The organism is Halobacillus shinanisalinarum (assembly GCF_022919835.1).
Classification (GTDB): domain Bacteria; phylum Bacillota; class Bacilli; order Bacillales; family Halobacillaceae; genus Halobacillus_A; species Halobacillus_A shinanisalinarum.
On record NZ_CP095074.1, the window covers coordinates 3,757,237 to 3,780,239 of the forward strand.

Here is a 23,003-nt window from a genome sequence, read left to right on the forward strand (position 1 = left end):
AAAGCCGCAAGCATGGTTGGAAAATCAAGGGGAATGTTCAACTGTAATTTTTCACATTTCTCTCGGTTATTACACATGATTGACCCTTGAAATTCGTTGGGGACCTTCTTATCGTTCATTTCTATGACAATTTTGCTTTATACCAAATGGACATAAATAAAGAGGTTGTAGCAGGACTAAATATTGACAGTAAACTAATCATAGCTAGAATAATCTTTGCAAATAAATAATCAAAAGGCTGCATACTCCTCGCCAGGAGATATGCAGCCTTTTTTACACGGACTATTAACCTAAGGGGCCATCCTAACAGCTTCTTCTATTTAAACCTAATAACCATATCCGCCAAAGCCACCTGCTCCAACGATGATTAGTAGGATGAAGAGGACTACAATCATAGCAAATCCTCCACCAGCATATCCACTCATAACTACACCCCCTTTTCAGTTAGCATATTTAAAACATCACCTATTGGAAGGTACAGCACACCATTTTTACAAAAAATAGGCGTTTGCATAGACCAGTGGTTACGTGAGGGGCTATGGATTAGGGGGGCAATTTACCCGTTAAAGGGGAAGCGCTTATTTACAACCAAATGATGACGACATCCAGTTGTTTGGCTATAATCTTTGCTGGCGAAAATACTTCCCAAATTTAAAAGGCTAGAGGGACTTGCTTTTGAATCATCTCAAGGAAGTATACAAGTTGTTTCTTCAGGCGTTGGTCACAATCTTCATTCGTTATCGGTCGTGCTCGGCTAGACTTATTAATTTGATTGTCAAGCAAATACACGCCCTTTAAATTTTGTCCTTTTAACGTAGCCAGTAATGGTTTTAACGCATATTCAATCGCAAGCAAATGGGACTTGCTGCCACCGGTCATAATTGGGAAGACGGGGGTGTCCTTTAACACATCCTGTGGCAGTAAATCAATTAGAGCCTTAAGAATTCCAGAGTACGACGCTTTATATACAGGGGAAGCAACAATAACTCCTTTTGCCTGTTGAATCGTCGTTGCAATTTCTTCAATCGCCTCACTTTCATAGCGTGCATAAAATAAATCTTCCGGTGACACATTGCGTACGGAAATCTTCTCTGTAGATCGTCCTTCCTGATCGACCAATTTTGCTAAATAATCTAATACAAGCTCTGACCTTGATTGCTCAGAAGGGCTTCCAGATAACAGTACAATTTCACTCATATGACCTCTCCCTTTCTTAAAATAAATGCTCAACTATTCTACGTTTTATTCATTGGTTGGAACTATTCCACACATATAAAAACCCTCTTTTCTTTAATGAGAAAAGAGGGTTAGCTATAAAAATGCCGCTCTTATCTCCCAAGATAAAGATCTTGCTGGACGGAGCACCTTTCTGACATCAATCAGAGGTTGCTGAAGCTTCACAGGGCCAGATCCCTCAGCTTCTCTAGATAAGCTTATTAAATTTGAGTCTAATCTTAATATGATTCTCCTAATAATGTCAAGGTAATTTTTGAAAAGAGTAAATGAATTCTGAAAATGGGCGTCTTAAATAATGGCGGGGTATCTTGTTGAGTTACGGAGGTATCCTGTGACAAATCACTTTTTAATACATACCAGACATCGCCAGACAGGAGACATCGAGTCCCGCTATTTTTGATTAATGATGCCAATACCTTTGTATTAAAGTTAATTAATTATTATTCTATTTCTAATGTTAATCAGTACTCCTTATAGAGCCTATCTTATTGGAACCCAGATTTCAGAATACGAATCTGAATGGTAGGGATAAAATTCTTTATAGACTTCGAGTGATGCTATATCCGCTGTTTCATATCCATTAGAGGGCAACCATCCTGAATCAATCTGCTTCCATACATTTTCTATAGCTTCTGGAATGAGTCCGTGTACTTCAAATACAACCCACCTTGAAGGAGGAACTTCAAAGCTCGATAATTCATCGGGGACGTTACCATGGAATTGTGTAGCGATCCAATAGTCCCATGTGTTTTGCGTTTCATTATAGTTGTCGTAGATTGCTAATAGACCGTTAATTTGTCCGTTATTTAATTGAACCAGTAAATCGGCGATTCCACTTTTGGTGGCCTCTCCCCAGAGTAGTTGGATATCCTTGTCCTCGTTATCACATGAAATTTCTTTTTTAATGCCTGCGACTTGAAAAGCATCTCTCTCAACAATAGTATGCTTCATGGTTCTTGCTCCTTTCAAGTTCTTTCAGTATGTCGGTTAAGGGGAACAACTTGCTCCTATTTAATCTACTGGCACGAAATAATGGTTTTTACGGTAGGCCAATGCTTCCATTGTAGCAATTAATTCATCTTCGCTCTCGACTTTTATCTTATACCAAGCCATTCTATGATTCTTCTTTTCTTCAATAGCTGTTGCCTGAAGCCGTGTTCCTTTCTTTCCGGCTGCCATATAGTTAACCGTGTTTGAAATCCCGACAGATGTCTTTCCGTAAGAGTTGGACGCTGCTGCAAATACATAATCAGCAATAGCAAATGTAACGGCTCCATGAACGGTTCCATGTGAATTTAACATATGATTCTCGACATCTAATTCGGCAATAGCCTTACCTTCGTTGATTTCCATTAATCTAATTCCCAAGAACTGAGCATAAGGCTCATTCTCCATCACTTTAACTATTTCTGCTTTATACTGATGGTGCAGATCACTTTCGTTGATTACAGGTTTCAAGACTGTTCCTCCTTGCTTGAATACACTTCATTTTCCTGAAGGATTCCTATTCTATTGGTTGGACGTCAAATATTAAATGAAGTATGACCCTTACTTTGCCGTTAATTGTTTGCTAATGTATTCTTTTAATAGAATCGCTTGTTTAACGTAACCCTCACCAATTGTTCCTCTTTCATTTGTAACAATAACTTTAGATAGAATAGAGTGTTGTCTAATCTCAGTTACAGTTGCTGTAATTTCTAACTGTTCCCCTTGTCCAGAAGGGGCTAAATGTTTAACCTGTACGGAAGCTCCCATACCTTCTTCTTTCGGAGTTAGATACGGAAGAATTAGTTTTCTAGAAGCCCATTCCATGTGGTATACCATTGTTACTGTAGAATAGGCGGGATGGACAATTTCTCCCTCGAATTGTGCAAACATATCCGAGGTTACTTCTGCCTTTATTATAGCTGTATCTCCCACCTGCAGTCCGCTCTTCATTGCCAAACTCCCCTTTCATATAATTAATATTTATTTTCCTTCGAAATGGGCTGGTCGTTTTTCTTTAAATGCCTTTAAGGCTTCAAGTCGGTCTTCAGTAGGAATAACAACTTCATAGGCTTTAGCTTCTATAGCTAAGCCAGTGTAAGTATCGACATCATTTCCATGTTGAATCGCGTATTTAGCTTGCGTCACAGCCAATGGCCCATTAGACATTATTTCATTTGCAAGAGAAATTGCTTGAGTTAGTAACTCCTCTTTTGACACCATCTTATTGATTATTCCTAATTCTTCTGCTCTTTCAGCTTCTATCTTCCGAGCAGTTAAGATGAGTTCTTTTGCGTAGGCAGGACCAATTAACTTTGTAAGGCGTTGAGTTCCCCCTGCGCCCGGGATGATGGCCCAACTAACTTCCGTTAATCCCATTTTTGCGTGATTAGAGGCTAAACGTAGATCACAAGCTAATGCAAGTTCAAATCCACCTCCTAATGCGTACCCATTAATCGCTGCTATAGTAGGCTGGGGCATTTCTTCAACAAGGGTGAACACATTCCGTATTTTGGCTACATTTCGCCTGACTTCTTGTTCAGTCAATGTTTGTCTTTCTTTTAAATCAGCCCCGGCACTAAAAGCCTTTTCACCTGCCCCCGTAAAAATAATCGCACGAATATTTCCGTCAAGTTGAAGCGTTTGAAGCGCTTCTTCTAATTGCTGAAGCATATCATAGTCAAAACAATTTAATAGTTCGGGTCTATTTAACGTAATCGTGGCCAGGGCCCCTTTAATTTCCGTATTAACCTTAGTCATGATTTTCCTCCTAAAACAACATGGTTTTCCTAGTCAGGATTTGATGCTCATAAATGGGGAAGAGGGAACCTAATTCTGTGACCTTTCTACAGAATGATTTATTTACTGGAAGAAGCAAATAAACTCGTGCTATGTCCAGCTTGAAGTTTTGCTTTAGGATCCACCAGTTTTTTAGCATGATTGACAGCAATAGGAGCTTCACCAAAGCCAGTTGCGATTAACTTAGCTTTGCCTTCATAGGTACATACATCTCCAGCAGCGAAAATCCCTGGAATGTTTGTTTCCATTCGTGAACTAACGTCAATCGCGTTTTTTTTAATATCAAGCCCCCATGTTTTTAAAGGACCTAAAGAAGTGACAAATCCGAAATTTACAATAAGATCGTCAACGTCAAGTAAATGAGTGTTATCCCCTTTAACTTCTTGGATTAGTACTTGTTCGAGTGCGTCGTCTCTGCCGATTAATCGACTAACTTCAAAAGGGGTTTTCAAACCTACGCTAGATTTTTCTAACAAGGAGAGGCTATGCTCATGAGCACGAAAGGATGGACGACGGTGAATAAGTGTGACTTCCTTAGCAATTGATTCTAAGGCCAGAGACCAATCTACTGCAGAGTCGCCACCGCCACAAACAAGAACCCTGCGATTTTTGAATCGGTCTAGGTCTTTGACGGCATAATGAAGACAATTTTCTTCGTAACTATCTGCCCTTTCCACTTTTAATTTTCGAGGTTGAAATGCCCCAGCACCAGCCGTAATAATAATCGTTCGTGAATAGTGAATATGTGATGGAGTAACGAGTTTAAAAGTCCCGTCTTCTAAACGAACCACGTTTTCTACTGATTCCTCTAAGCTAATAGTGGGTGAAAAAGTTTGCGCCTGTTCATGTAATTGGTTGACTAATTCTTGGGCCTTAATTTTTGGAAAACCACCAACATCGTAAATATGTTTATCAGGGTATAAAGCTGATAATTGGCCGCCAACCTGAGGTAAACTATCTATTATTTTAACGGATGCTTTTCTCATTCCTGCATAAAAAGCTGTAAAAAGACCAACTGGACCTGCACCAATTATCGTAATATCATAAGTCTTTTTTTCAGACATCAATCTCATCTCTCCTATCTCTTCAAGTTTTAACACCTGATCTAGAAATTTTCTTTAATGGTATGGGTGAACAACTTTCAATTTGTGCAGTCTAATTAATCAATAATATAACGTAAATAATACGTTGTGTATTTATTTTGTTATATAAAGAATACGTAATTAATAATATTCTGTCAATATAAAAAGGCAATCATTTTAAACAAACTTATTGGTGGCTGTTCTAAAAGGGTGAACTCTTTTGAGTAATGAATATCTAAAAAATCCCATATCAAAAATGATACGGGATTTTATATCCACACGATTTCAATTTTAAAAAAGAGTTTGAACTTCTAAAAAGACTTTTAATCGCTTTTTACCAATCTAATTTTTCATTTGATGAAAAGGAAAGTTATTTTCCGATGCTTGTTGTGCTTCTCGGATCAATCGTGTGAAAAGGTCTCGAACAGTGGGGATGTCTTCGATAATGGTGGAGATTTGACCAGCATTCACATGTCCTTCATTCAGTTTTCCTTCGATAGCTCCCCTAATATGATGGGTTTCATCTGTTTTTTCTAGATAAGTGTTAAGAGGCAATTGTTCTTTTTCCGATGCAAGTAAATGCTCCCCGTAAGGTGTTTTTAAAATACGCCTGATTTGCTTATAATGTCGACCAACAATCATTGTACCGTCAGACCCTGCAGCACATAAAGCTTCCTTATAAGCTGGATGTACCTGAGCATCTTGCGTAGCAATTAGTCTTGTGCCTAATTGCACCCCTTGCGCTCCTAAAGTCATAGCGGCTAGAACACCTCGTCCATCTCCAATGCCGCCTGCAGCTGCTACAGGAATATTCACAGATGATGTTACTTTAGGAATTAATGTGAATGTTGTGAGCTCCTCTAATGAATTAATTCCTGCCGCTTCATACCCTTCAGCTATGATGATATCAGCTCCTGCCGCTTCAGCTTTCTTGGCTTGTTTGTCATTTGCGACTACACACATCACAACAACATTTTCCGCTTTCAACGGCTCAATGTAAGGTACGGGATTCCCTGCCGACAAAGAGACTACAGGTACCTGGTGATTGATAATTAGAGAGAGAATTTCTTTTACGTAGGGTTGAACAGTGAGGGGAATATTGACCGCGAATGGCTTCGAGGTCTTACGGCGAATATCAAGAATCATTTGCTCGACAATATCAGGATTTAATGTACCAACGCCGATCGTGCCTAATCCCCCAGCTTCTGAGACAGCTATTGCCAGTGACGCATGACTGATATTCCCCATCCCTCCCTGGATAAAGGGGAGATTCACTCCTAGTTTTTTTGTTAAATCATTCATAATTAAACACCTCCGTTAAAATTATGTTATATTAAAAAGTATAACACGAATAAAGGGGAGGAATAAATATGATTTACCGTTACAAGGATTTTTCACCGCTTATTCATGACACCGCTTATATTGCAGACGGCGCTAAAGTTATTGGAGATGTTGAGGTTGGAGCTAAATCAAGTATATGGTTTAACGTGGTATTAAGGGGAGATGAAGGGCCAATTCGTATTGGTGAACGTTGCAATATACAAGAAAATTCGATGTGTCATCTGTACGAGCAATTCCCGTTAACTCTCGAGGATGAAGTATCAGTTGGCCATAATGCAATCGTACACGGGTGTACATTAAGAAAGGGGGCACTCGTTGGGATGGGGGCAACTGTCTTAGATGGGGCTGAGGTTGGAGAATATTCTATTATTGGAGCGAACAGTCTGGTGCCTTCAGGGAAAGTTATTCCTCCTCGTTCTCTTGTGTTAGGGTCCCCTGGTAAAGTTGTAAGAAGCTTATCGGATAAAGATATGGAAATGATTGATGAAACCATAAGCACCTATGTTCAAAAGGGTCAAGAATTCAAACAAATAGAGGTACTTGAAAAGGTCTTTGAATAAAAGAGAAGGGCACGCGGATTAATCCGCGTGCCCTTCTCTTTTATTCATGAAATGGTAGCTACAACTATGAATTCTTTTTACTTATTAGTTCTCCTGGTTCAAACACAGATTCAAAAAAACGAGTAGCAGGTTCTCTGAGCATTTGATAATAATCTCTAAATAGAGAAGCCGCTGAGTCTCCTAGCCAATCTTCTGGTAAAAGTTCTTTAGGGAGGCTAGGGTCAATGAATAGAAATTTTCTGTACTGATGTACAAGCAAGGTACGTTCCACGAAGCAGCTCCCATCAGTCAGGTCCCCTTTTTCGATCTTATTCTTATCTATGATATATTTTTGACTATAATCTTGGATAAACTGAGAGTACCGTTCGTTGATTTCGTCAAGGTCCCAACACTGCTCCACTAGCTCTTTATTATCACTCATTCCTTCATATGTGGCACGAAAGAAATTAACGTAAGAACCGATTTCATATTTGGCAATCAGTTTGTTAACTTGCTCCTCTAGGGGGTTAGGGGTAATCCAACAACTGTTAGACAAAAGGCCGAAACCACTCCACACTAGTTCACGTCTCAGTTCATCTCTCAGATGACGCTTTTGCTCAGGAATTGTGTAAAGGAGCAATCTCCACTCTCCATCCCAGGAAGGCGATTCTATTTTATAAATTCGGTTCGCAGCCTCATCCATACGGTCCTTGCCACGTTCAGTCAGGTAATAATAACTTTTATTTCCTTTTTTTTCGGACTGTACCCATCCTTGTTTGCTCATACGGGAAATGGCTGCTCTAACGGATTGTTCATTATGACCAAATTCTTTAAGTAACCGAATTAAACTCCCGATCCAGATCACATTGCCATACTGGCTAATATAATCTCCATATAACGTGAAAATCATTGAACGAGTATTAAATAGTTTATCCATATGATGCCCCTTCTTTTATACATTGATATTATTTACACTCTTTCACCCTAATTATACAACAAAGGAAAAAGTAAAGTGAAATTGATCTGATAAATATTTTACTACAAAATGAAAAAACGTCATACTATTTTATAGTTTTTATCACAATATTTTTAAAAGAAAAAAGCGAAGGATCTCCTTCGCTTTGTAAAAAATATTATCTTTTTAAAGGGGAGTGGAAACGTTTGAACGCAAATCAACAATACGTTTGGCCTTTCCTTCCGATCTAGGAATGGCTTTAGGCTTCTCTAAGTATACATCCATGGATACAAGTGCCTCCATTTTAATAGACCTTTGAATTCTTTTTGTAAGTTCTTGAGCTGTTGGATGGTTGAAATCCTCCATAGGCAGTAACTCAAAAAAGTTTTCACAAACCTCGACATGCAGTTCTGCATGGTCCATCACTCCTTTTTTTTGCAGATGAATTTGGTAGTGAGGGGCGAGTTCGTCCATGTCACAGATGTAACGCTCAATTTCAGAGGGGAAAACATTTACTCCGCGTATAATCAACATATCATCAATTCGGCCTTTTACACGACTCATTTTTGTCGTTGTTCTGCCACAAGCACATTTGCCACGTGTAATAGAGGAAATATCACCTGTACGGTACCGGATAATGGGCAGTGCTTCTTTCGTAAGGCTTGTGAATACTAGTTCTCCATCTTCTCCGTCTGGCACAGGTCTTAAGGTTTCGGGATCTATGACTTCAACAAGAAAATGATCATCTGCTATATGAAGGCCCTCTTGGCAATCGATACACTCCATGGCTACCCCGGGCCCCATCACTTCACTTAGGCCATAAATGTCTGCTGCTTTAATACCGAACATTTCCTCAATATTATTCCTCATTTCTTCGGACCAAGGTTCAGCACCAAGGATAGCAAATTCTAAGGAAGTGGAAGCAGGATCAATCCCTTTACTTTTCATAGTTTCTCCAATGTTTAATAGATAAGAAGGAGTAGAACAGATTACACGCGGGCAGAAATCTTGGATAAGTGTGATCTGTTTACTTGTATTTCCTCCTGAAATAGGAACGGTGGCACATCCTAGATGTTCAGAGCCATTATGGATGCCTAATCCGCCCGTGAATAAACCATAACCGAAAGCATTATGAAGAATATCACCTCTTCGTCCTCCGGCCATGAAGATAGAACGGGCCACAATTTCACCCCAATGCTCCATGTCATTCTTTGTATAGGCCACTACGGTTGGTTTTCCGCTAGTACCAGAAGAGGCGTGTATTCGGACAACTTCTTCCATAGGAGTAGCAAGCAAACTAAAAGGATAATTCTCACGTAAATGACGTTTCTTTGTAAACGGTAATTGTTGAATATCTTCTAATGATTGAATGTCGTCAGGGGTGACATTCAATTGCTGAAAAGCTTTGCGATAAAAAGGGACATGGTGATAAACGCGCTCTATCGTCTCTTTCAAACGTTCCTGTTGCAATCGTTCCATTTTTGAGCGATTCCAGTTTTCTTCTTGTGAAAAAGTGGACATGTAAGCATCTCCTTTTCATGATATATAAAATACGTAAGATTAAAAACCGTCATATATAAGATATCTGTTTATGAAAACGCTGTCAATATATTAGGAAAATTCACAAATAAGTTTAACTCATTATATACACTGTATTTAGAGCGTTTTAAGCAGTGGAATCCAAATGGATAAATATTTAAGTCTTGATTATTATATAACGTTTATTTATAATGACGTTAAACAAACGTAATTAAAGGATGATATGATGTATAACTATGGAGGAACCTTAGCCACAGAGAATATTGATGAAGATAAAGATAAATATGCTGAGTTTATGCGGCGTGTTGAAGCAGGTGAAAAGATAGAAGCGGATGATTGGATGCCGAAAGAGTACCGTGAAACGCTTATTAAACTCATCTCCATGCATGGTATAAGTGAAATTATGGGAGCGTTGCCCGAAAAGGAATGGGTGCCTAAAGCACCTACTTTAAAAAGAAAACTGGGAATTATGGCTAAAGTACAGGATGAGATGGGACACGGACAGCTTCTTCTGCGAGTGGCTGAGGACTTAATGAAACCTTATGGGAAAACCCGAGAAAACTTAATGGAGGATCTATTAAATGGAGATTTGAAATTCCATAACGTGTTCCATATGCCAACTAAAACTTGGGCAGATGCTGGCATGGTTGGATGGTTGGTGGATGGGGCAGCGATTATTTCGCAAACAAATATGTTAGACGCCTCATATGGACCATACCAAAGGGCTCTTAAACGCATTTGTCAAGAAGAAGTATTTCACGCTCAACATGGTGAAGCGATTATTATGGCGTTAGCCGAAGGCACTGAGGAGCAAAGGAAAATATTACAAGAATCACTTAATCGTTGGTGGCCTTCACTCTTAATGTTTTTTGGTCCTGAGTCTGCATCAACCACAGGTTCCTCAAAGCAAGAGGTTACAACTAAATATCGCATTCGTAAGAGTTCCAATGAAGAATTGCGTCAGGCTTTTTTAGACAAATATTTACCGCGGGTTTTTTCCTTAGGATTAACTGTTCCAGATGAAACCGTCCACTACGACGAAACAAAAGGCCATTGGTTGTACCAACAGCCTGATTGGAATGAATTTAAGCAAATTATTAGCAATAAAGGACCACGATCAAAGGAACGTTTGCGTTTAAGGGAAATTGCCTATGAAAACAATCGTTGGGTCAGGCAGGCATTGGCTCCACAGGTTGTCGTCTCATAGGGTATAGGAAGGGAGAGAATGATGATGGAAAAACAGGATGAATCTAACTTTTACCAAGAATATGAAGTGTTCAGTAAAAAAAATGAAAAGTCGCCAATCCAACACCAGTTTAGCTTACTGGCTCCAAATGAGGAGATGGCGCTGAATATGGCGCAGGAAAACTTCATGCGTCGGGAAAAAGTGCTCGATGTCTGGGTGGTTCAGCGCGATAATATTCGCTCGATGACTAGTGAAGAACGACAACAATGGACCAAACGTTTAAATAATAAAGATTACCGCAACACAAAAGGTTATGGTTACTTAAGGAAAAAATGGGGCGAAAAAGAACAGGGGATGTTAGATGAAAAAGAAATCATGTCCTGGAAAGAGGTGAAAAAATCATGAAACCTGTAGAAACAGCGGACCAAGCGAAACAAGACACTTCTTATTATAATGCATTAGCTGAATTACTTTATCAGTTAGCCGATGATGACTTTATCATTTCATTCCGAGGGTCTGAATGGCTGGGGCTAGCCCCTCATATTGAAGCGGATGTTGCTTATTCATCTATTACACAAAACACCATGGGTCACGCATTTCTCTATTATCAATTGTTAGAAGAGTTAGGGGAAGGTGAGATTGATACGCTTGCTCACGAACGCCCTCCTGAGAATAGACGAAATGCCGTCTATTTTGAGAAGAGAAATGGAGATGGGTCATATTTAGAAGAGCCGTATTACGATTGGGCACTAACTGTCGTCCGTCAATTTTTATATGAAACTATGAAAAAAGTTAAATTAGAGGCGCTTGCGACAAGCTCCTTTGAACCACTGGCAAATACCGCTCAAAAAGTATTAATGGAACAGCCCTATCATCTGGCGCATTGGAAAATGTGGATTGCACAACTTCAGGAATCCACGGAAGAGGCTCAAACAAAAATTCAATTACGTTTAGAGGAAGCGTGGAAAGAATGTAAAGACGTTTTAGAATTGGGACCTAAAGCAAAAGAGATGGAACAATATCGTTTAATCGCTGGGGAAGACTTTTTGAAGAAGCAATGGTTGAAGGAAGTAGAGGCTACGATAAAAACTCCACCGTCACAACCACTAGATAAAAAGTTTGGTAGTGGGAGAGACGGCGAGCATACCGTTGATTTAGAGCAGGCTTTACAAACCCTTGCTGAAGTGTATGATAGCGACCGGAATGCGGTGTGGTAAGTCCTTTAAAGGAGGGGATCGACGTGAATGATGAACAAAAGCACGAGGAGATTCATGCTATTTTAAAAACAGTTGATGATCCAGAGCTTCCCTCGGTTAGTGTAGTAGATCTCGGGATGGTCCATGAAGTTACGATAGATCAAAGCAAGGTATCAATTACCATGGTGCCGACTTTCGCAGGGTGCCCTGCCCTTGATTTCATAGAGAAAAATGTAAAATCAGCGGTTGGGAATATTGATTGGGTAGAGGACTGTCTGGTTGCTTTTTCCTTTCAGAAGAAGTGGTCAACTGATGCCATTACAGATGAAGGAAAAGAACAATTAAAAAAACATGGAGTCTCGCCACCCCCTGAAAACTATCGACCCGGGGAGGAGTGGTCCGTAAATTGCCCTTATTGTGGATCAGCTTTTACATCTATGGAAAACGTGTTTGGACCTACGGCTTGCCGCAGCATTTTATATTGCGGATCCTGTAAGAATCCATTTGAAGCCATGAAACCAGTGGTTAATTATTCTATTGTTTACTAAAGAAAGGAGTTTTTAATATGGTAAAACTAATTGCATTATACAAACAACCCGAGGATAAAGAGGCGTTTGATGAGCACTATTTTAATACACATACCCCGATTACAAAGGAGATCCCTGGTCTAAGAGATATGAAAGTAACAAAAATTGTCGGCTCACCAATGGGAGAGAGTGAGTATTACCTGCTTTGTGAAATGTTTTACGATGACCATGAATCTCTCCAAAAGGGAATGAAGACGGATGAGGGGAAGGCCTCCGGAAAAGACGTAATGAAATTCGCGGGTGACATTGTTACGTTAATGATCGGTGAGGAACTGAATGACTAACACTTATATTAGAGCTTTTACAGAAAATAAAGCAGGGGTCATTCAGCTTCACCGCCCTCAGGTGGCTAATGCTCTGAATCGGAAAATGGTTGATGAAATAGTCGAACAAATGGAAGCGTTTGACCGGGATGATTCGCTTCGAGCTATTGTATTGAAGGGAAACGAAAAGGCGTTTGCTGCGGGAGCTGATATTGAGGAAATGATGGAAGACTCCCCGTTATCGTTGGAGCTTACAAATCCTTTTGCCGTCTGGGATCGCATAACACTGATTAAAAAACCGATTATCGCAGCGGTAAATGGATTTGCTCTAGGGGGAGGCTTTGAACTAGCCCTTCACTGTGACCTCATTGTCGCTGCTGAGAATGCAAAATTTGGCTTTCCGGAGGTTACATTAGGAGTCATGCCCGGAGCAGGGGGGACACAACTTTTAACAAAAGCAATGGGGCGAGCTAAAGCACTCGAATGGATTTGGCTAGGTCAAACAATGAATGCCCAGGAAGCATTGCAGTACGGTGTAATTAATCGGGTTGTTGCACCTGAGTTAGTAGAAGAGGAAACAATGAGGCTTGCCAGTCAAATCGTTGAACAGGCACCTGTAGCCATTCGGCTTATAAAAGAGGCAGTCCACGAGGCTGTGGATGCACCTTTAATAGATGGATTGAAATTAGAACGAAAAAACTTTTATTTGGCCTTTGCCTCTCAAGACCAAAAAGAGGGAATGCGAGCTTTCACAGAAAAGCGGAACCCTTCTTTCAAAGGGGTGTAACGAATGGGAAATACATTTCAAACAATCTCTTACGATCTGAAAAAGGGTGTCGCTAGAATTGGATTAAATCGTCCATCTGCCTACAACGCATTTACAGAGCAAATGAATAAAGAGATGATCAAAGCTCTAAGGATAGCAAGCAAAGATGATGAAGTGAGAAGTATCGTTATCACTGGAGAGGGAAAAGCATTTTGTGCAGGAGAAGATTTGGGTGGAGTGAATGAACATACCAATCATGCTACCTTTCTCCGTAATCGCTATCATCCCATGATGAAAGCGATTAAACAGACACCTAAACCCATTGTTGCTGCAGTTAATGGTACTGCAGCGGGGGCAGGAATGAGTTTAGCGTTAGCGGCTGATTTTCGTTTAGTGCAGCCAGAAGCCAAATTTGTAAGTGCCTTTATTAATATAGGTTTAATACCTGATTCGGGTTTCCTATATATTCTGCCCCGTCTTATCGGCTATGCGAAAGCACTGGAGGTAGCTGTGCTCGGTAAGCCTATTACTGGAAGAGAAGCGCATGAAATGGGGCTTGCAACCGAAGTGATCGATCCGTCTGAATGGGAGGAGAAAGTAAGCCGATTTTCCGAAACACTATCGTCCCTTCCAACTCAATCTGTGGCATTAATTAAACGTTATATGATGGATGGAATGAACTTAACATTTGAAGAAATGCTTGAAAAAGAAGCGCAAGCACAGCGTATAGCTGGGAAGACCCATGATCATCGAGAGGGACTGCAGGCTTTTAAAGAAAAACGCAAACCAGATTTTATTGGAAACTAATAAAGGGAGTGTGGAAACATGACAAATACAGTAACAGCAGAAGCAGTAACAGAAGTTGGAGCAATGAAACGTGATCATTATGCGATGATTATTAATGGTGAGCGTGTGGAAAGCCGTTCAAATGAAACAATGGAAACCTATAATCCGGCAAAAGGTGAACGAGTAGCAACGGTTGCAAAGGCGAATCAAGAAGATGCAGAGAAAGCCATACAAGCGGCGAGGCAATCATTCGATCAAGGAAAATGGCGTAATAAGTATCCTGTAGGTAAACGTTCAAGGGTGCTAAATAAAATTGCAGCAATAATGCGTGAACGATTTAATGAACTAGTGGAAATGGAAGTTCTAAACAGTGGTAAATCAGTGGGAGCGGCTCAAGTTCAAATTAATCAGTCCATCGAGGATTTTGAATTTTATGCTGGGGCGATTGTAGGTCACCGTGGTGCAGTAAATAATATGCCTAATGGTTTCTTTAACTATACACATAAAGAACCTGTTGGAGTCTGTGCACAAATTATCCCTTGGAATTATCCGATGATGATGGCAGCTTGGAAAATAGCCCCGGCTATTGCTGCTGGATGCTCGGTGATCATCAAACCAGCTAGTCTGACACCAATTACAGCTATCATTCTTAATGAAATTTGCCATGAAGCGGGTGTGCCAGAAGGCGTCGTTAACACCATTCCGGGGTCAGGTAAAGTTGTCGGGGACTATCTCGTCGAACACAAAGACATCAACAAGGTTGCCTTTACAGGTTCAACGCCGACTGGAAGAGATATTATGAGTAAATCTTCAGAGACGTTAAAACGCCTTACCCTCGAGCTTGGCGGAAAATCACCAAATATCGTTTTTGAAGATGCAGATTTAGACGCTGCTGTACCAGGTTCTTTATTTGGTATTTTCTTTAACACGGGTCAATCCTGTGAAGCGCGTTCACGCATGTTTGTCCATGAATCGATTTATGATGAATTTATGGAACAATTTATTGCGAAAACAGAGAAGTTGAAGTCCGGTGATCCTTTTGACAAAGGAACGCACCTTGGTTCGATTATCAGCCGTAACCAACTAGAGGTCATCGATGGATATGTCCAGTCCGCTAGAGAAGAAGGAGCTACCATTGCTACAGGTGGTAAAGAAATGAATATTGAAGGGTTTGAAAACGGTCACTGGTATGAACCTACTGTTATTACAGACGTAACACCAGATATGAAAGCTGTGAAAGAAGAAATATTCGGGCCGGTCGTTGTGGTAGAAAAATTTACTGATGAGAAAGATGTTATCCAACGTGCCAACGACACAGAGTACGGATTAGGGTCGGCGGTATGGACGACAAACCAGGGCAGAGCTACTCGCGTATCCCATCAGATTGAAGCCGGAATCGTGATGGTCAATACTCCATTCTCGGCATTTCCTGGTACTCCATTCGGAGGATATAAACAATCTGGATTCGGCAGAGAACTTTGTGTAGAAACGCTAGATCTTTATATGGAAGATAAAAGTGTTCTTTCCTATTACGGACCAAAACCTTTAAATCCGTTTGGGGTGTAAAAGAAAGGAAGGGCTTATACCATGGCTGTACAAAATGTGTCCGTGGTAGGGGCTGGTGTGATGGGGCGAGGCATTGCGTATGTCTCCGCCCTTGCCGGCTTTCATACCACATTAATCGATGTGTCGGAAAATCAGTTGCGGGAAGCTTATACGTTTGCTGAAAAGACGACGCGAAAAGGGATTGAAAAGGAAAAAATCACGGAACTGCAGGCGAGTGAACTACTGGATCATCTCTACACATCTTCACAACTTGAGTCGACTGTAAGTACGGCTGATCTGTTAATAGAAGCTGTGCCGGAAAAGCGTGAGTTGAAGAAACAAATCCTTGAGACGGCGGATGAACATGCACCGGAGCATACGATTTTTGCTTCGAATACGTCGACGATCAGTCCTACAGAGCTCGGTTCGTATACAAAACGAGCGCCGCAAGTAGTCGTCATGCACTTTTTCAACCCTGTCCATCGTATGCCGCTTGTGGAGATTGTGAAGGGGTTGGAAACGAGTGATCAAACGGTTGACCTTATTCGAGATTCTTCAGAAAAAATGGGGAAAGAAACCGTTGAAGTGAATGAGTTTCCTGGTTTTGTGACGAGTAGAATCAGTGCCCTTGTCGGAAATGAAGCGTTTCAGATGCTGCAGGAAGGCGTGGCTACTGCAGAAGATATTGATAAAGCAGTTCGACTAGGCTTGAACTATCCAATGGGACCTCTTGAGCTTGGAGATTTAGTCGGATTAGACGCACGCCTGAATAACTTAAAGTACTTACACGAAACGTTAGGTGAAAAATACCGTCCCGCTCCGTTATTGGAACAACTTGTTCAAGCAGGCAGGTTAGGGAGAAAAAGCGGCCGCGGCATATATAACTATCAAGAGTAAGGGAGGCTAAACGTTCATGGAAGAAGTTGTGATTGTGGATGCAGTGAGAACCCCGATTGGACGATATAATGGTGCTTTAAAAAGCGTTCGCCCGGATGACTTGGGTGCCCATGTTCTTCGTTCCTTAAGAGAACGCAATCCAAAGCTTCCGATTGACGAAATCGAGGAGGTCATCCTTGGAAATGCCAATGGGGCAGGGGAAGAGAACCGAAATGTTGCCCGGATGGCCACATTACTTGCTGGATATCCAACTACAGTAGCGGGCACGACGATTAACCGGTTGTGCGGTTCCGGATTGGACGCGGTAACGTACGCTGCCCGGGCGATTGCTGTCGGGCAGGGAGACGTGATGATCGCCGGAGGAACAGAAAGTATGACGCGCGCGCCTTATGTTATGGGGAAACCAGACAAAGGATTTAAACGCGGTGATCAACAACTCCAGGACACGACAATCGGCTGGCGTTTTACTCATCCGTCCATGGATGAAATGTATGGAACGGATTCGATGCCTGAAACAGCTCAAAATGTGGCTGAATCCTATAACATTTCCCGTGCCGATCAAGATGAGTTTGCGTTTCAAAGTCAAATGCGAGCCAAAGAAGCGATGGAAAGTGGACGATTAAAGGAAGAAATCACACCCATATCGATTCATGACAGGAAGGCAGGTACATATGAGGTGGCTGAAGATGAACACCCAAGACCGTCCACTACACTGGAAAAATTAAATAAACTCCCGTCGATATTTTCAAATGGAAGTATTACAGCTGGCAATGCATCCGGGGTAAATGATGGAGCTTCGGCTGTTTTATTAATGAGTCGGAAAAAGGCAGAGGCACTTGGCTTAGAACCGCTTGCTACTTATGTTACCTCAGCTACAGCTGGAGTGGAACCCAAAATTATGGGCATTGGTCCCATTCATGCCACACAAAAAGCGCTTAAACGGGCTGACATGAATGTTGATGATCTTGACTTGATCGAATTAAATGAAGCATTTGCCTCCCAGTCGCTCGCGTGTATCCGTGAGTTGGACTTGAATCAGGATATTGTCAATGTCAATGGAGGTTCGATTGCTTACGGTCATCCATTAGGAGCCAGCGGAGCAAGAATTCTAACGACATTGCTGCATGAAATGAAAAAGAGGGGTAGTAAACGCGGCTTAGCTACGATGTGTATCGGCGTAGGTCAAGGTATTTCGATGATTGTAAAAAGGGATTAAAGTGAATTCTTTGGGTTTCGACTATTTTTCTTAAGAAGGAGGTCTTCACCGTGGCTTTTGTGATTACATCACCTTGCAAAGATGAAAAGGCAGGCGAATGCATCGAAGTCTGTCCGGTAGATTGTATTGAAGAAGGGGAAGACATGTTTCATATTGACCCGGAAGTATGCATTGAATGCGGGGCATGTGAGGCAGCGTGTCCCGTAGAAGCGATCTATATGGAAGACGAAGTTCCTGAGGAAGAAAATGACTATATTCAATTAAATCGTAAGTTTTTTGAAGCGGGGTAACTGTAAACGAAGGAATTCTTCGTTAGGGCGTAATGGTTGTTCGTTAAATCGTAATGACTGTGAGTTAGGAAGGTATATGCCTGAGATCGGTCGATATATTTTTGAGACAGGGCGTTATCGCTTCAAGTTAGGAAGCTATATCTAAACGCAGACAATTTAATGACCACCATTCAGGAAAGGTGCTGGGACGAGAACGAAACTGATTAAAGCATACGATAATCCGAACGATTTTATTGAGGTCAGTTCGGATTATTTGTGTGCTAAGAAAGGGTGTCTACCATCGCTCCGTCAAAAAACTTCGCTTTCCGCGGCCCCGCAGGACGTGGGGTCGTTCGGTGTTGGCACACGACGTGCCGAACTTAACCGAACATCCTCTAAACAACGAGCTTCCTCGGAAAGCAAAGGACGCTTTCTTGTGGGATCTTCGGCTCGCGCTGTTCCCGCAGGAGTCTACGTATTTTGACTACGCTAATGATCTGCATTTATACTATTCAACTTTTATAGTTCGTTTTTTCACTACTTTACGTATAATTTAACTTCCTTATTTCTATTATATAACACTTGAAAAAAATACTAATTTATAGAGTAATAGAAAGTGGCTGCCCACTTGAGGCAGCCGCTTTTTTCCATTAGTTCTTTTTCGGGAATTGCAGGTAATGGGTCGATTCCGTATTATTGATAACGTCCTGTCTTGTGAAAAGAATCGGTTTAAACTCCCAGTTGGCGTACATCTTGATTTGGTCATTGTAATGTTGGTGAACAGAACCGTCTTTACTAATAAAACCAACTTGACCTGGAGGAGTGATGTTAAAGCCTTCTGGTCCCTTTTTTGTTAATTCCACGTAATGATTCTCACTTCCTCGATTCATAACGGGGATTGGTATATCTGATCCTAATCCATGTGGTGCTCCGATCAGTGACTGTGCTCCGAACGTTGTTGTCCTCACTTCTGTCAACCAGTCATCCATATTTCCGTTATAATCTTTTTCTAGTTCGTTTAGCGCCTGATGTAAGCTTTCCATTATAATTTGCTCACGACTTTCTCCGTTTAACCAATCATATTGAACAGCATTTTGTGCTTCATCTCCGCGAAATACTCTTAAACATAAACTGCAGCCATAGCGATGGTCAATAGTTCCTTTTAGGTCTCCGTAGCTTTTGCCAAGGTCGTCTTTTAATAGATTAGCTGGAACGTTGGACCACCAAGCTTCGAAAATAGTTGTAGCTGGACTGTCGTAGTAGTCATCATCATTTAGATCTTCATTGAGGTTATTCCAGTTTTTCAAATACTGGTAAACCTCTTTTAATTCTGGATTTTTGTCAATGTTCTCCTCCAGAGTATCTAGTAGGTAAGGTTTAAACCATTTTGTTCTTAAATTAACAAGGCTTGCGTGGTAATTAATGTCGTTGATCTCCTGTAAGTTTAATTTGTCAGCTTTTTTCGCCTGATCAATATACTGTTGGACTCTATGGTCAGCTCCCCAATTAAAGCTTAATTCAGCATTCTGCCAATTTGGAGAAGGTTTATTATTCCAATTAGCAACAAAGCCGACGTCCGGATTGATCTCAGACGGATTATTTGCTGTATCTTTGAATCCGTCCCATTCATATTGACCGGTTCCAGGAGTTGGGAGTCTAAAGTCAAGTCTCTGATCCCGTTTAGGGTATTGACCTACATGGAAATAACCAATATTCCCTTGTTTATCAGCATAGAACCAATTCAGTGACATCGTAAAATTTCGGGCTGCTTTCTTGAATTGATTTAGATTATGTGCCCAATTGGTTTGTAAATAAGCGGACCAGCTTTGCCCTTCTGTTCCACGAAAACTCCACGATTTACTGTAGGCTACTTGCTTTTCCTCGTCCAGGTAAATTACAGGACCGTGAACAGTTTCATAAAACACCTTTTCAACCTCTTTGATGTCTCCGTTCTCATCACGGACTTGAAACTCTTCGACGCGTTTTTTCATATCTACCCATTCGCCTTTATACTGATATTGGTGAGGGTTATTTGGGTTTAGGGTCTCTTTAAATATATCGACTTGATTGCCATAGCCGGCAGTGGATGAAAAGCCGAATTTATTGGTTGCCCCAAACATAATGAATGGGTATCCAATAAATGAAGATCCCTCAATATCAATCCCTGGACCATGCAGTCCCACCTCATACATAAAACCCGGAGCGGTTAACCCGACCTGTGGACCTCCAAACACCATGGCGTTACCAGATTCAGATTTTTCTGAGCCAACAATTAGGGCGTTGCTGCCGACTTTTAACGGGACCCCTAACTCGTGAGAGGTTTTCTCGAATTCTTTACGTCTATCCGTGATTTGGTCAGCAGCTTCAATCGCGGCTTCAGAGATTTGTCTGACCTTTCCGTTACCATATTGTTGTTTTTGACCTGTTTCTTCATCACTCATAATGCTAGTAGGAGAGGCCGGATTATTTTTCGGGAAAATATCATTAAATATTTCTTTAGCTTTATCAGCTCCATGTTGCTGGTTTAAATTCGCCAGGGTTGCCGCATTCTTTAACTCTTGCTCCTGATCCATAAAGACCGTCATAGAAGCCATGTATAACCTTAGTACGTCAACACCTGTCCAAGATTTAGGTTTGATATCGTATTTGTGGAATTCTTTTGATAGTAAACGATTGGGTTCTTGATTAGCTTCTTTGATATATTTGGTAATCCCTTTGGCATAATTTTTAATTACTTTTTGGGAAAAGGGGTCCATTTGTGAAATCATGTTCTTTACTTCTTTATCACTATAACCGTCTCTCCGCATTCTCATGTCGTGCTCTAAATACTTGTTACCAAAAATGGCCGATACATTTCCTTCGTTGCTGCGGCGAAACATAACAAGTTGGAATAAGCGGTCTTTAGCTGTAACATAGCCATAAGCACGATACAAGTCATCCGTAGACTTTGCGTAAATATGCGGGACCCCATAATCATCTCTAACAATTTTTACGGTACCATTTTTAACGGTTACGTTTTTGTCTTTTGTCTGTTGTTTAGCTTCTACTTGACTTGACGAAAAAAACATGACGCTCATCAATAAAAATAAGATCGTTTTTTTCAATAGCAATTGAGATCCTCCCATCTTTTTTATATTCAATCCTCATCCATTTTACATCTCATTTATTTTGAAACTACGGATTCCTCGGTTACTTCTACATCCACCTGCTCGCCCGTTTTCAAACTTACAAGGATAAATACAACGGTTGAAAGGGGCAAAGCGTAAAATAACGGATTAATATGAGTCGTCGGAAATCCTAGTAAAGTATCCACTCCGAACAATGCGTTGGATAACCCAATTGCTGCAGCTTCTTTTAGATGGAAAAATAGAAAACCAATAATACTTACTGTGAAGCCGACAACGATACTTGCAATGGCCCCAGTCCTTGAGGCGTTTTTCCAATATAATCCACCGACGAGCACCGGTAAAAAACCGGCTGCGCAGATACCAAACCAAAAAGAAGTTGCCTGAGCTATAACCCCGCCTGGTAAGATATAGGCCAATATGACGGCAGCACACATACCGATGATCACACCAAACCGAGATAAGCTGATCTTGTTGCCGAAGATTGAGGTGACCCCGATGTTTTTCAAGATATCTTCACTGAAAGAAGCGGACTGGACGTGAATCAACGAACTTACCGTTGAAATGACCGCTGACAACGCCGTTAATGTAAACAAATAAACAAACCAATCCGGCATCATGTTATTGATAAATGTCGGGATGACAAGATCAACATTTCCCCCGCAACACTCAAAGCGATCTCACCCGTCGCATTGTAAAAATAAAGATTGCTGAGCGGACCAATCATAAAGACAGCACCTGTCATAAAAAATATAAAAATACCCCCAACAAGTACTGAACGATATAAGGCGCGATCATCTTTCACGGTCATGCATCTCATCGCAAGCTGCGGCTGGGCCAATACACCAATGCCAACCCCCATGATCAATGTACTGACCAACGTCCACCAGATTGACGAACCCAAGACCGGCATAGATGTCCACCCCTGATGCCCTTGCTCTGCCAGTGCATCAGGAACGAGTTCTTTCAAGGCTGTTAACCCACTGTGTCCTGCTGTCAAACCGCCAACTGCCTGATAAGTTCCAAACAAAAAGATGACCATCATGACCAACATAACGACTGCCGCAAATGCGTCCGTGTACATAACGGCTTTAAGTCCGCCGCTGATTACATAAACTCCTACAATAAACGCCAATACTAACAGGGCTATATTATAATCAATCGCCAGTGTTTCTTCTAAAAATCGACCGCCGCCAATTAGAACAATACTCGTATAGGCCGGCATGAACACAAAAATCATAATCCCTGAAAATACAGTGATGAATTTAGAATTAAATCGCTCCCCTAAAAAAGAAGGAAAAGTAAACACATCCATATCAGCTGAAAGTTTTCTGATCCTTGTGCCAAATAGGGCAAACGCTACAAAAATTCCCAAAACAATATTTAAAAAGGCCAACCATAGCATGCCAAATCCGTATATAGCAGAAACGCCGCCAAAACCTACAAGAGCAGATGTACTGATAAAAGTAGCACCATAGGAAAGTGCCATTACAACTGGGTTAATATTACGTCCTGCAACTAGGTAGTCCGCTTCCGTATTTGTTTTTCGGTAACCGTAATAGGCAAGTCCGGACATGATGGCGATGTAAACGATTAACAGTGGAATAAGCACTGACAGATTCATTTAGAATCATCTCCCCCCTTATTCCACGTGATCACTCCAAAGATGATGCAGCAGAGAGCGGCGCATA

Annotated in this window: 25 protein-coding genes and 1 riboswitch; of the genes, 12 read left to right on the top strand and 13 right to left on the bottom strand. The window is 41.1% G+C overall.

The features are described 5' to 3' along the window. Positions 1–326: 326 nt before the first annotated feature. From MUO14_RS18525 to MUO14_RS18560, 8 genes are all read right to left on the bottom strand, one after another. Positions 327–425: a YjcZ family sporulation protein gene (locus tag MUO14_RS18525; RefSeq protein WP_244752045.1), complete on the bottom strand. Its 99-nt coding sequence runs from the start codon at positions 423–425 to the stop codon at positions 327–329. 226 nt (positions 426–651) lie between these two features. Continuing rightward, positions 652–1,197 carry an NADPH-dependent FMN reductase gene (gene ssuE / locus MUO14_RS18530; RefSeq protein WP_244752046.1) on the bottom strand — a complete coding sequence of 182 codons (546 nt, stop codon included), beginning with the start codon at positions 1,195–1,197 and terminating at the stop codon, positions 652–654. A 128-nt stretch (positions 1,198–1,325) separates the two neighbouring features. After that, positions 1,326–1,434, bottom strand: a riboswitch (SAM riboswitch). A gap of 282 nt (positions 1,435–1,716) precedes the next feature. Continuing rightward, positions 1,717–2,187, bottom strand: coding sequence for a GyrI-like domain-containing protein (locus tag MUO14_RS18535; protein WP_244752047.1), 471 nt, complete (start codon positions 2,185–2,187; stop codon positions 1,717–1,719). 60 nt (positions 2,188–2,247) lie between these two features. Then, positions 2,248–2,694, bottom strand: coding sequence for a PaaI family thioesterase (locus tag MUO14_RS18540; protein ID WP_244752048.1), 447 nt, complete (start codon positions 2,692–2,694; stop codon positions 2,248–2,250). A 90-nt stretch (positions 2,695–2,784) separates the two neighbouring features. Then, positions 2,785–3,174, bottom strand: a complete 390-nt coding sequence (locus tag MUO14_RS18545) for a thioesterase family protein (RefSeq protein WP_244752049.1) — start codon at positions 3,172–3,174, stop codon at positions 2,785–2,787. A 30-nt stretch (positions 3,175–3,204) separates the two neighbouring features. Further along, positions 3,205–3,981, bottom strand: a complete 777-nt coding sequence (locus MUO14_RS18550; RefSeq protein ID WP_244752050.1) for an enoyl-CoA hydratase-related protein — start codon at positions 3,979–3,981, stop codon at positions 3,205–3,207. A 98-nt stretch (positions 3,982–4,079) separates the two neighbouring features. Further along, positions 4,080–5,087 (bottom strand): NAD(P)/FAD-dependent oxidoreductase, encoded by a 1,008-nt coding sequence (locus MUO14_RS18555; RefSeq protein WP_396265718.1) that lies wholly within the window; start codon positions 5,085–5,087, stop codon positions 4,080–4,082. Positions 5,088–5,444: 357 nt separating this feature from the next. Continuing rightward, positions 5,445–6,404, bottom strand: a complete 960-nt coding sequence (locus MUO14_RS18560) for an NAD(P)H-dependent flavin oxidoreductase (protein WP_244752051.1) — start codon at positions 6,402–6,404, stop codon at positions 5,445–5,447. A 68-nt stretch (positions 6,405–6,472) separates the two neighbouring features. Here MUO14_RS18560 and MUO14_RS18565 point away from each other — a divergent pair, with 68 nt between their 5' ends. After that, the gene (locus MUO14_RS18565; protein ID WP_244752052.1) at positions 6,473–7,003 is read left to right on the top strand and encodes a gamma carbonic anhydrase family protein; all 531 of its coding nucleotides are present in this window, start codon (positions 6,473–6,475) and stop codon (positions 7,001–7,003) included. A gap of 64 nt (positions 7,004–7,067) precedes the next feature. Here MUO14_RS18565 and paaX read toward each other — a convergent pair whose 3' ends face one another. Continuing rightward, positions 7,068–7,919, bottom strand: coding sequence for a phenylacetic acid degradation operon negative regulatory protein PaaX (gene paaX, locus MUO14_RS18570; RefSeq protein WP_244752053.1), 852 nt, complete (start codon positions 7,917–7,919; stop codon positions 7,068–7,070). A gap of 204 nt (positions 7,920–8,123) precedes the next feature. Continuing rightward, positions 8,124–9,458: a phenylacetate--CoA ligase PaaK gene (gene paaK, locus MUO14_RS18575; RefSeq protein WP_244752054.1), complete on the bottom strand. Its 1,335-nt coding sequence runs from the start codon at positions 9,456–9,458 to the stop codon at positions 8,124–8,126. 244 nt (positions 9,459–9,702) lie between these two features. Between paaK and paaA the strand changes: the two genes are divergently transcribed. The 11 genes from paaA to MUO14_RS18630 are packed head-to-tail and all read left to right on the top strand — an operon-like array spanning position 9,703 to position 18,208. After that, complete coding sequence (gene paaA / locus MUO14_RS18580; protein ID WP_244752055.1) at positions 9,703–10,683, top strand: 1,2-phenylacetyl-CoA epoxidase subunit PaaA; 981 nt, start codon at positions 9,703–9,705, stop codon at positions 10,681–10,683. Between the two features lie 24 nt (positions 10,684–10,707). Continuing rightward, on the top strand, positions 10,708–11,067 hold the full coding sequence (gene paaB / locus MUO14_RS18585) for a 1,2-phenylacetyl-CoA epoxidase subunit PaaB (protein WP_244752056.1): 360 nt from the start codon (positions 10,708–10,710) through the stop codon (positions 11,065–11,067). Further along, entirely contained in the window at positions 11,064–11,879 is an 816-nt protein-coding gene (gene paaC / locus MUO14_RS18590) for a 1,2-phenylacetyl-CoA epoxidase subunit PaaC (RefSeq protein WP_244752057.1), read from the top strand. Before paaB ends, paaC begins: the two co-directional genes overlap by 4 nt. A 23-nt stretch (positions 11,880–11,902) precedes the next feature. Beyond that, positions 11,903–12,406 (top strand): 1,2-phenylacetyl-CoA epoxidase subunit PaaD, encoded by a 504-nt coding sequence (gene paaD, locus MUO14_RS18595; protein ID WP_244752058.1) that lies wholly within the window; start codon positions 11,903–11,905, stop codon positions 12,404–12,406. Positions 12,407–12,423: 17 nt separating this feature from the next. Then, positions 12,424–12,729, top strand: a complete 306-nt coding sequence (locus tag MUO14_RS18600) for an EthD family reductase (protein ID WP_244752059.1) — start codon at positions 12,424–12,426, stop codon at positions 12,727–12,729. Then, entirely contained in the window at positions 12,722–13,495 is a 774-nt protein-coding gene (locus MUO14_RS18605; protein WP_244752060.1) for an enoyl-CoA hydratase-related protein, read from the top strand. Before MUO14_RS18600 ends, MUO14_RS18605 begins: the two co-directional genes overlap by 8 nt. Positions 13,496–13,498: 3 nt before the next feature. Beyond that, the gene (locus tag MUO14_RS18610) at positions 13,499–14,281 is read left to right on the top strand and encodes an enoyl-CoA hydratase/isomerase family protein (protein ID WP_244752061.1); all 783 of its coding nucleotides are present in this window, start codon (positions 13,499–13,501) and stop codon (positions 14,279–14,281) included. Positions 14,282–14,299: 18 nt separating this feature from the next. After that, positions 14,300–15,826, top strand: a complete 1,527-nt coding sequence (locus MUO14_RS18615; protein WP_244752062.1) for an aldehyde dehydrogenase family protein — start codon at positions 14,300–14,302, stop codon at positions 15,824–15,826. A 21-nt stretch (positions 15,827–15,847) separates the two neighbouring features. Next, complete coding sequence (locus MUO14_RS18620) at positions 15,848–16,702, top strand: 3-hydroxyacyl-CoA dehydrogenase (RefSeq protein ID WP_244752063.1); 855 nt, start codon at positions 15,848–15,850, stop codon at positions 16,700–16,702. A gap of 16 nt (positions 16,703–16,718) precedes the next feature. Then, positions 16,719–17,918 carry a thiolase family protein gene (locus tag MUO14_RS18625; protein ID WP_244752064.1) on the top strand — a complete coding sequence of 400 codons (1,200 nt, stop codon included), beginning with the start codon at positions 16,719–16,721 and terminating at the stop codon, positions 17,916–17,918. A gap of 50 nt (positions 17,919–17,968) precedes the next feature. Beyond that, a complete protein-coding gene (locus tag MUO14_RS18630) occupies positions 17,969–18,208 on the top strand; it encodes a 4Fe-4S dicluster domain-containing protein (protein ID WP_163527305.1) in 240 nt (79 codons plus the stop codon). A gap of 629 nt (positions 18,209–18,837) precedes the next feature. Here the strand turns inward: MUO14_RS18630 and MUO14_RS18635 are convergent. Genes MUO14_RS18635 through MUO14_RS24410 form a run of 3 tightly spaced genes read right to left on the bottom strand, consistent with a single transcriptional unit; the run spans position 18,838 to position 22,936 of the window. Then, entirely contained in the window at positions 18,838–21,297 is a 2,460-nt protein-coding gene (locus MUO14_RS18635) for a penicillin acylase family protein (RefSeq protein ID WP_244752065.1), read from the bottom strand. 53 nt (positions 21,298–21,350) lie between these two features. Continuing rightward, positions 21,351–21,908, bottom strand: a complete 558-nt coding sequence (locus MUO14_RS24405; protein ID WP_255822131.1) for a sodium:solute symporter family transporter — start codon at positions 21,906–21,908, stop codon at positions 21,351–21,353. 20 nt (positions 21,909–21,928) lie between these two features. Next, positions 21,929–22,936 (bottom strand): sodium:solute symporter family protein, encoded by a 1,008-nt coding sequence (locus MUO14_RS24410; protein ID WP_255822132.1) that lies wholly within the window; start codon positions 22,934–22,936, stop codon positions 21,929–21,931. Positions 22,937–23,003: the final 67 nt, after the last annotated feature.

What these genes read in the sequence shown, in the direction of transcription:
- MUO14_RS18525 (WP_244752045.1), bottom strand. Translation starts at nt 425, where the DNA reads ATGAGTGGATATGCTGGTGGAGGATTTGCTATGATTGTAGTCCTCTTC.
- ssuE (WP_244752046.1), bottom strand. Translation starts at nt 1,197, where the DNA reads ATGAGTGAAATTGTACTGTTATCTGGAAGCCCTTCTGAGCAATCAAGG.
- MUO14_RS18535 (WP_244752047.1), bottom strand. Translation starts at nt 2,187, where the DNA reads ATGAAGCATACTATTGTTGAGAGAGATGCTTTTCAAGTCGCAGGCATT.
- MUO14_RS18545 (WP_244752049.1), bottom strand. Translation starts at nt 3,174, where the DNA reads ATGAAGAGCGGACTGCAGGTGGGAGATACAGCTATAATAAAGGCAGAA.
- MUO14_RS18550 (WP_244752050.1), bottom strand. Translation starts at nt 3,981, where the DNA reads ATGACTAAGGTTAATACGGAAATTAAAGGGGCCCTGGCCACGATTACG.
- MUO14_RS18560 (WP_244752051.1), bottom strand. Translation starts at nt 6,404, where the DNA reads ATGAATGATTTAACAAAAAAACTAGGAGTGAATCTCCCCTTTATCCAG.
- MUO14_RS18565 (WP_244752052.1), top strand. Translation starts at nt 6,473, where the DNA reads ATGATTTACCGTTACAAGGATTTTTCACCGCTTATTCATGACACCGCT.
- paaX (WP_244752053.1), bottom strand. Translation starts at nt 7,919, where the DNA reads ATGGATAAACTATTTAATACTCGTTCAATGATTTTCACGTTATATGGA.
- paaK (WP_244752054.1), bottom strand. Translation starts at nt 9,458, where the DNA reads ATGTCCACTTTTTCACAAGAAGAAAACTGGAATCGCTCAAAAATGGAA.
- paaA (WP_244752055.1), top strand. Translation starts at nt 9,703, where the DNA reads ATGTATAACTATGGAGGAACCTTAGCCACAGAGAATATTGATGAAGAT.
- paaB (WP_244752056.1), top strand. Translation starts at nt 10,708, where the DNA reads ATGGAAAAACAGGATGAATCTAACTTTTACCAAGAATATGAAGTGTTC.
- paaC (WP_244752057.1), top strand. Translation starts at nt 11,064, where the DNA reads ATGAAACCTGTAGAAACAGCGGACCAAGCGAAACAAGACACTTCTTAT.
- MUO14_RS18600 (WP_244752059.1), top strand. Translation starts at nt 12,424, where the DNA reads ATGGTAAAACTAATTGCATTATACAAACAACCCGAGGATAAAGAGGCG.
- MUO14_RS18605 (WP_244752060.1), top strand. Translation starts at nt 12,722, where the DNA reads ATGACTAACACTTATATTAGAGCTTTTACAGAAAATAAAGCAGGGGTC.
- MUO14_RS18610 (WP_244752061.1), top strand. Translation starts at nt 13,499, where the DNA reads ATGGGAAATACATTTCAAACAATCTCTTACGATCTGAAAAAGGGTGTC.
- MUO14_RS18615 (WP_244752062.1), top strand. Translation starts at nt 14,300, where the DNA reads ATGACAAATACAGTAACAGCAGAAGCAGTAACAGAAGTTGGAGCAATG.
- MUO14_RS18620 (WP_244752063.1), top strand. Translation starts at nt 15,848, where the DNA reads ATGGCTGTACAAAATGTGTCCGTGGTAGGGGCTGGTGTGATGGGGCGA.
- MUO14_RS18625 (WP_244752064.1), top strand. Translation starts at nt 16,719, where the DNA reads ATGGAAGAAGTTGTGATTGTGGATGCAGTGAGAACCCCGATTGGACGA.
- MUO14_RS24410 (WP_255822132.1), bottom strand. Translation starts at nt 22,936, where the DNA reads ATGAATCTGTCAGTGCTTATTCCACTGTTAATCGTTTACATCGCCATC.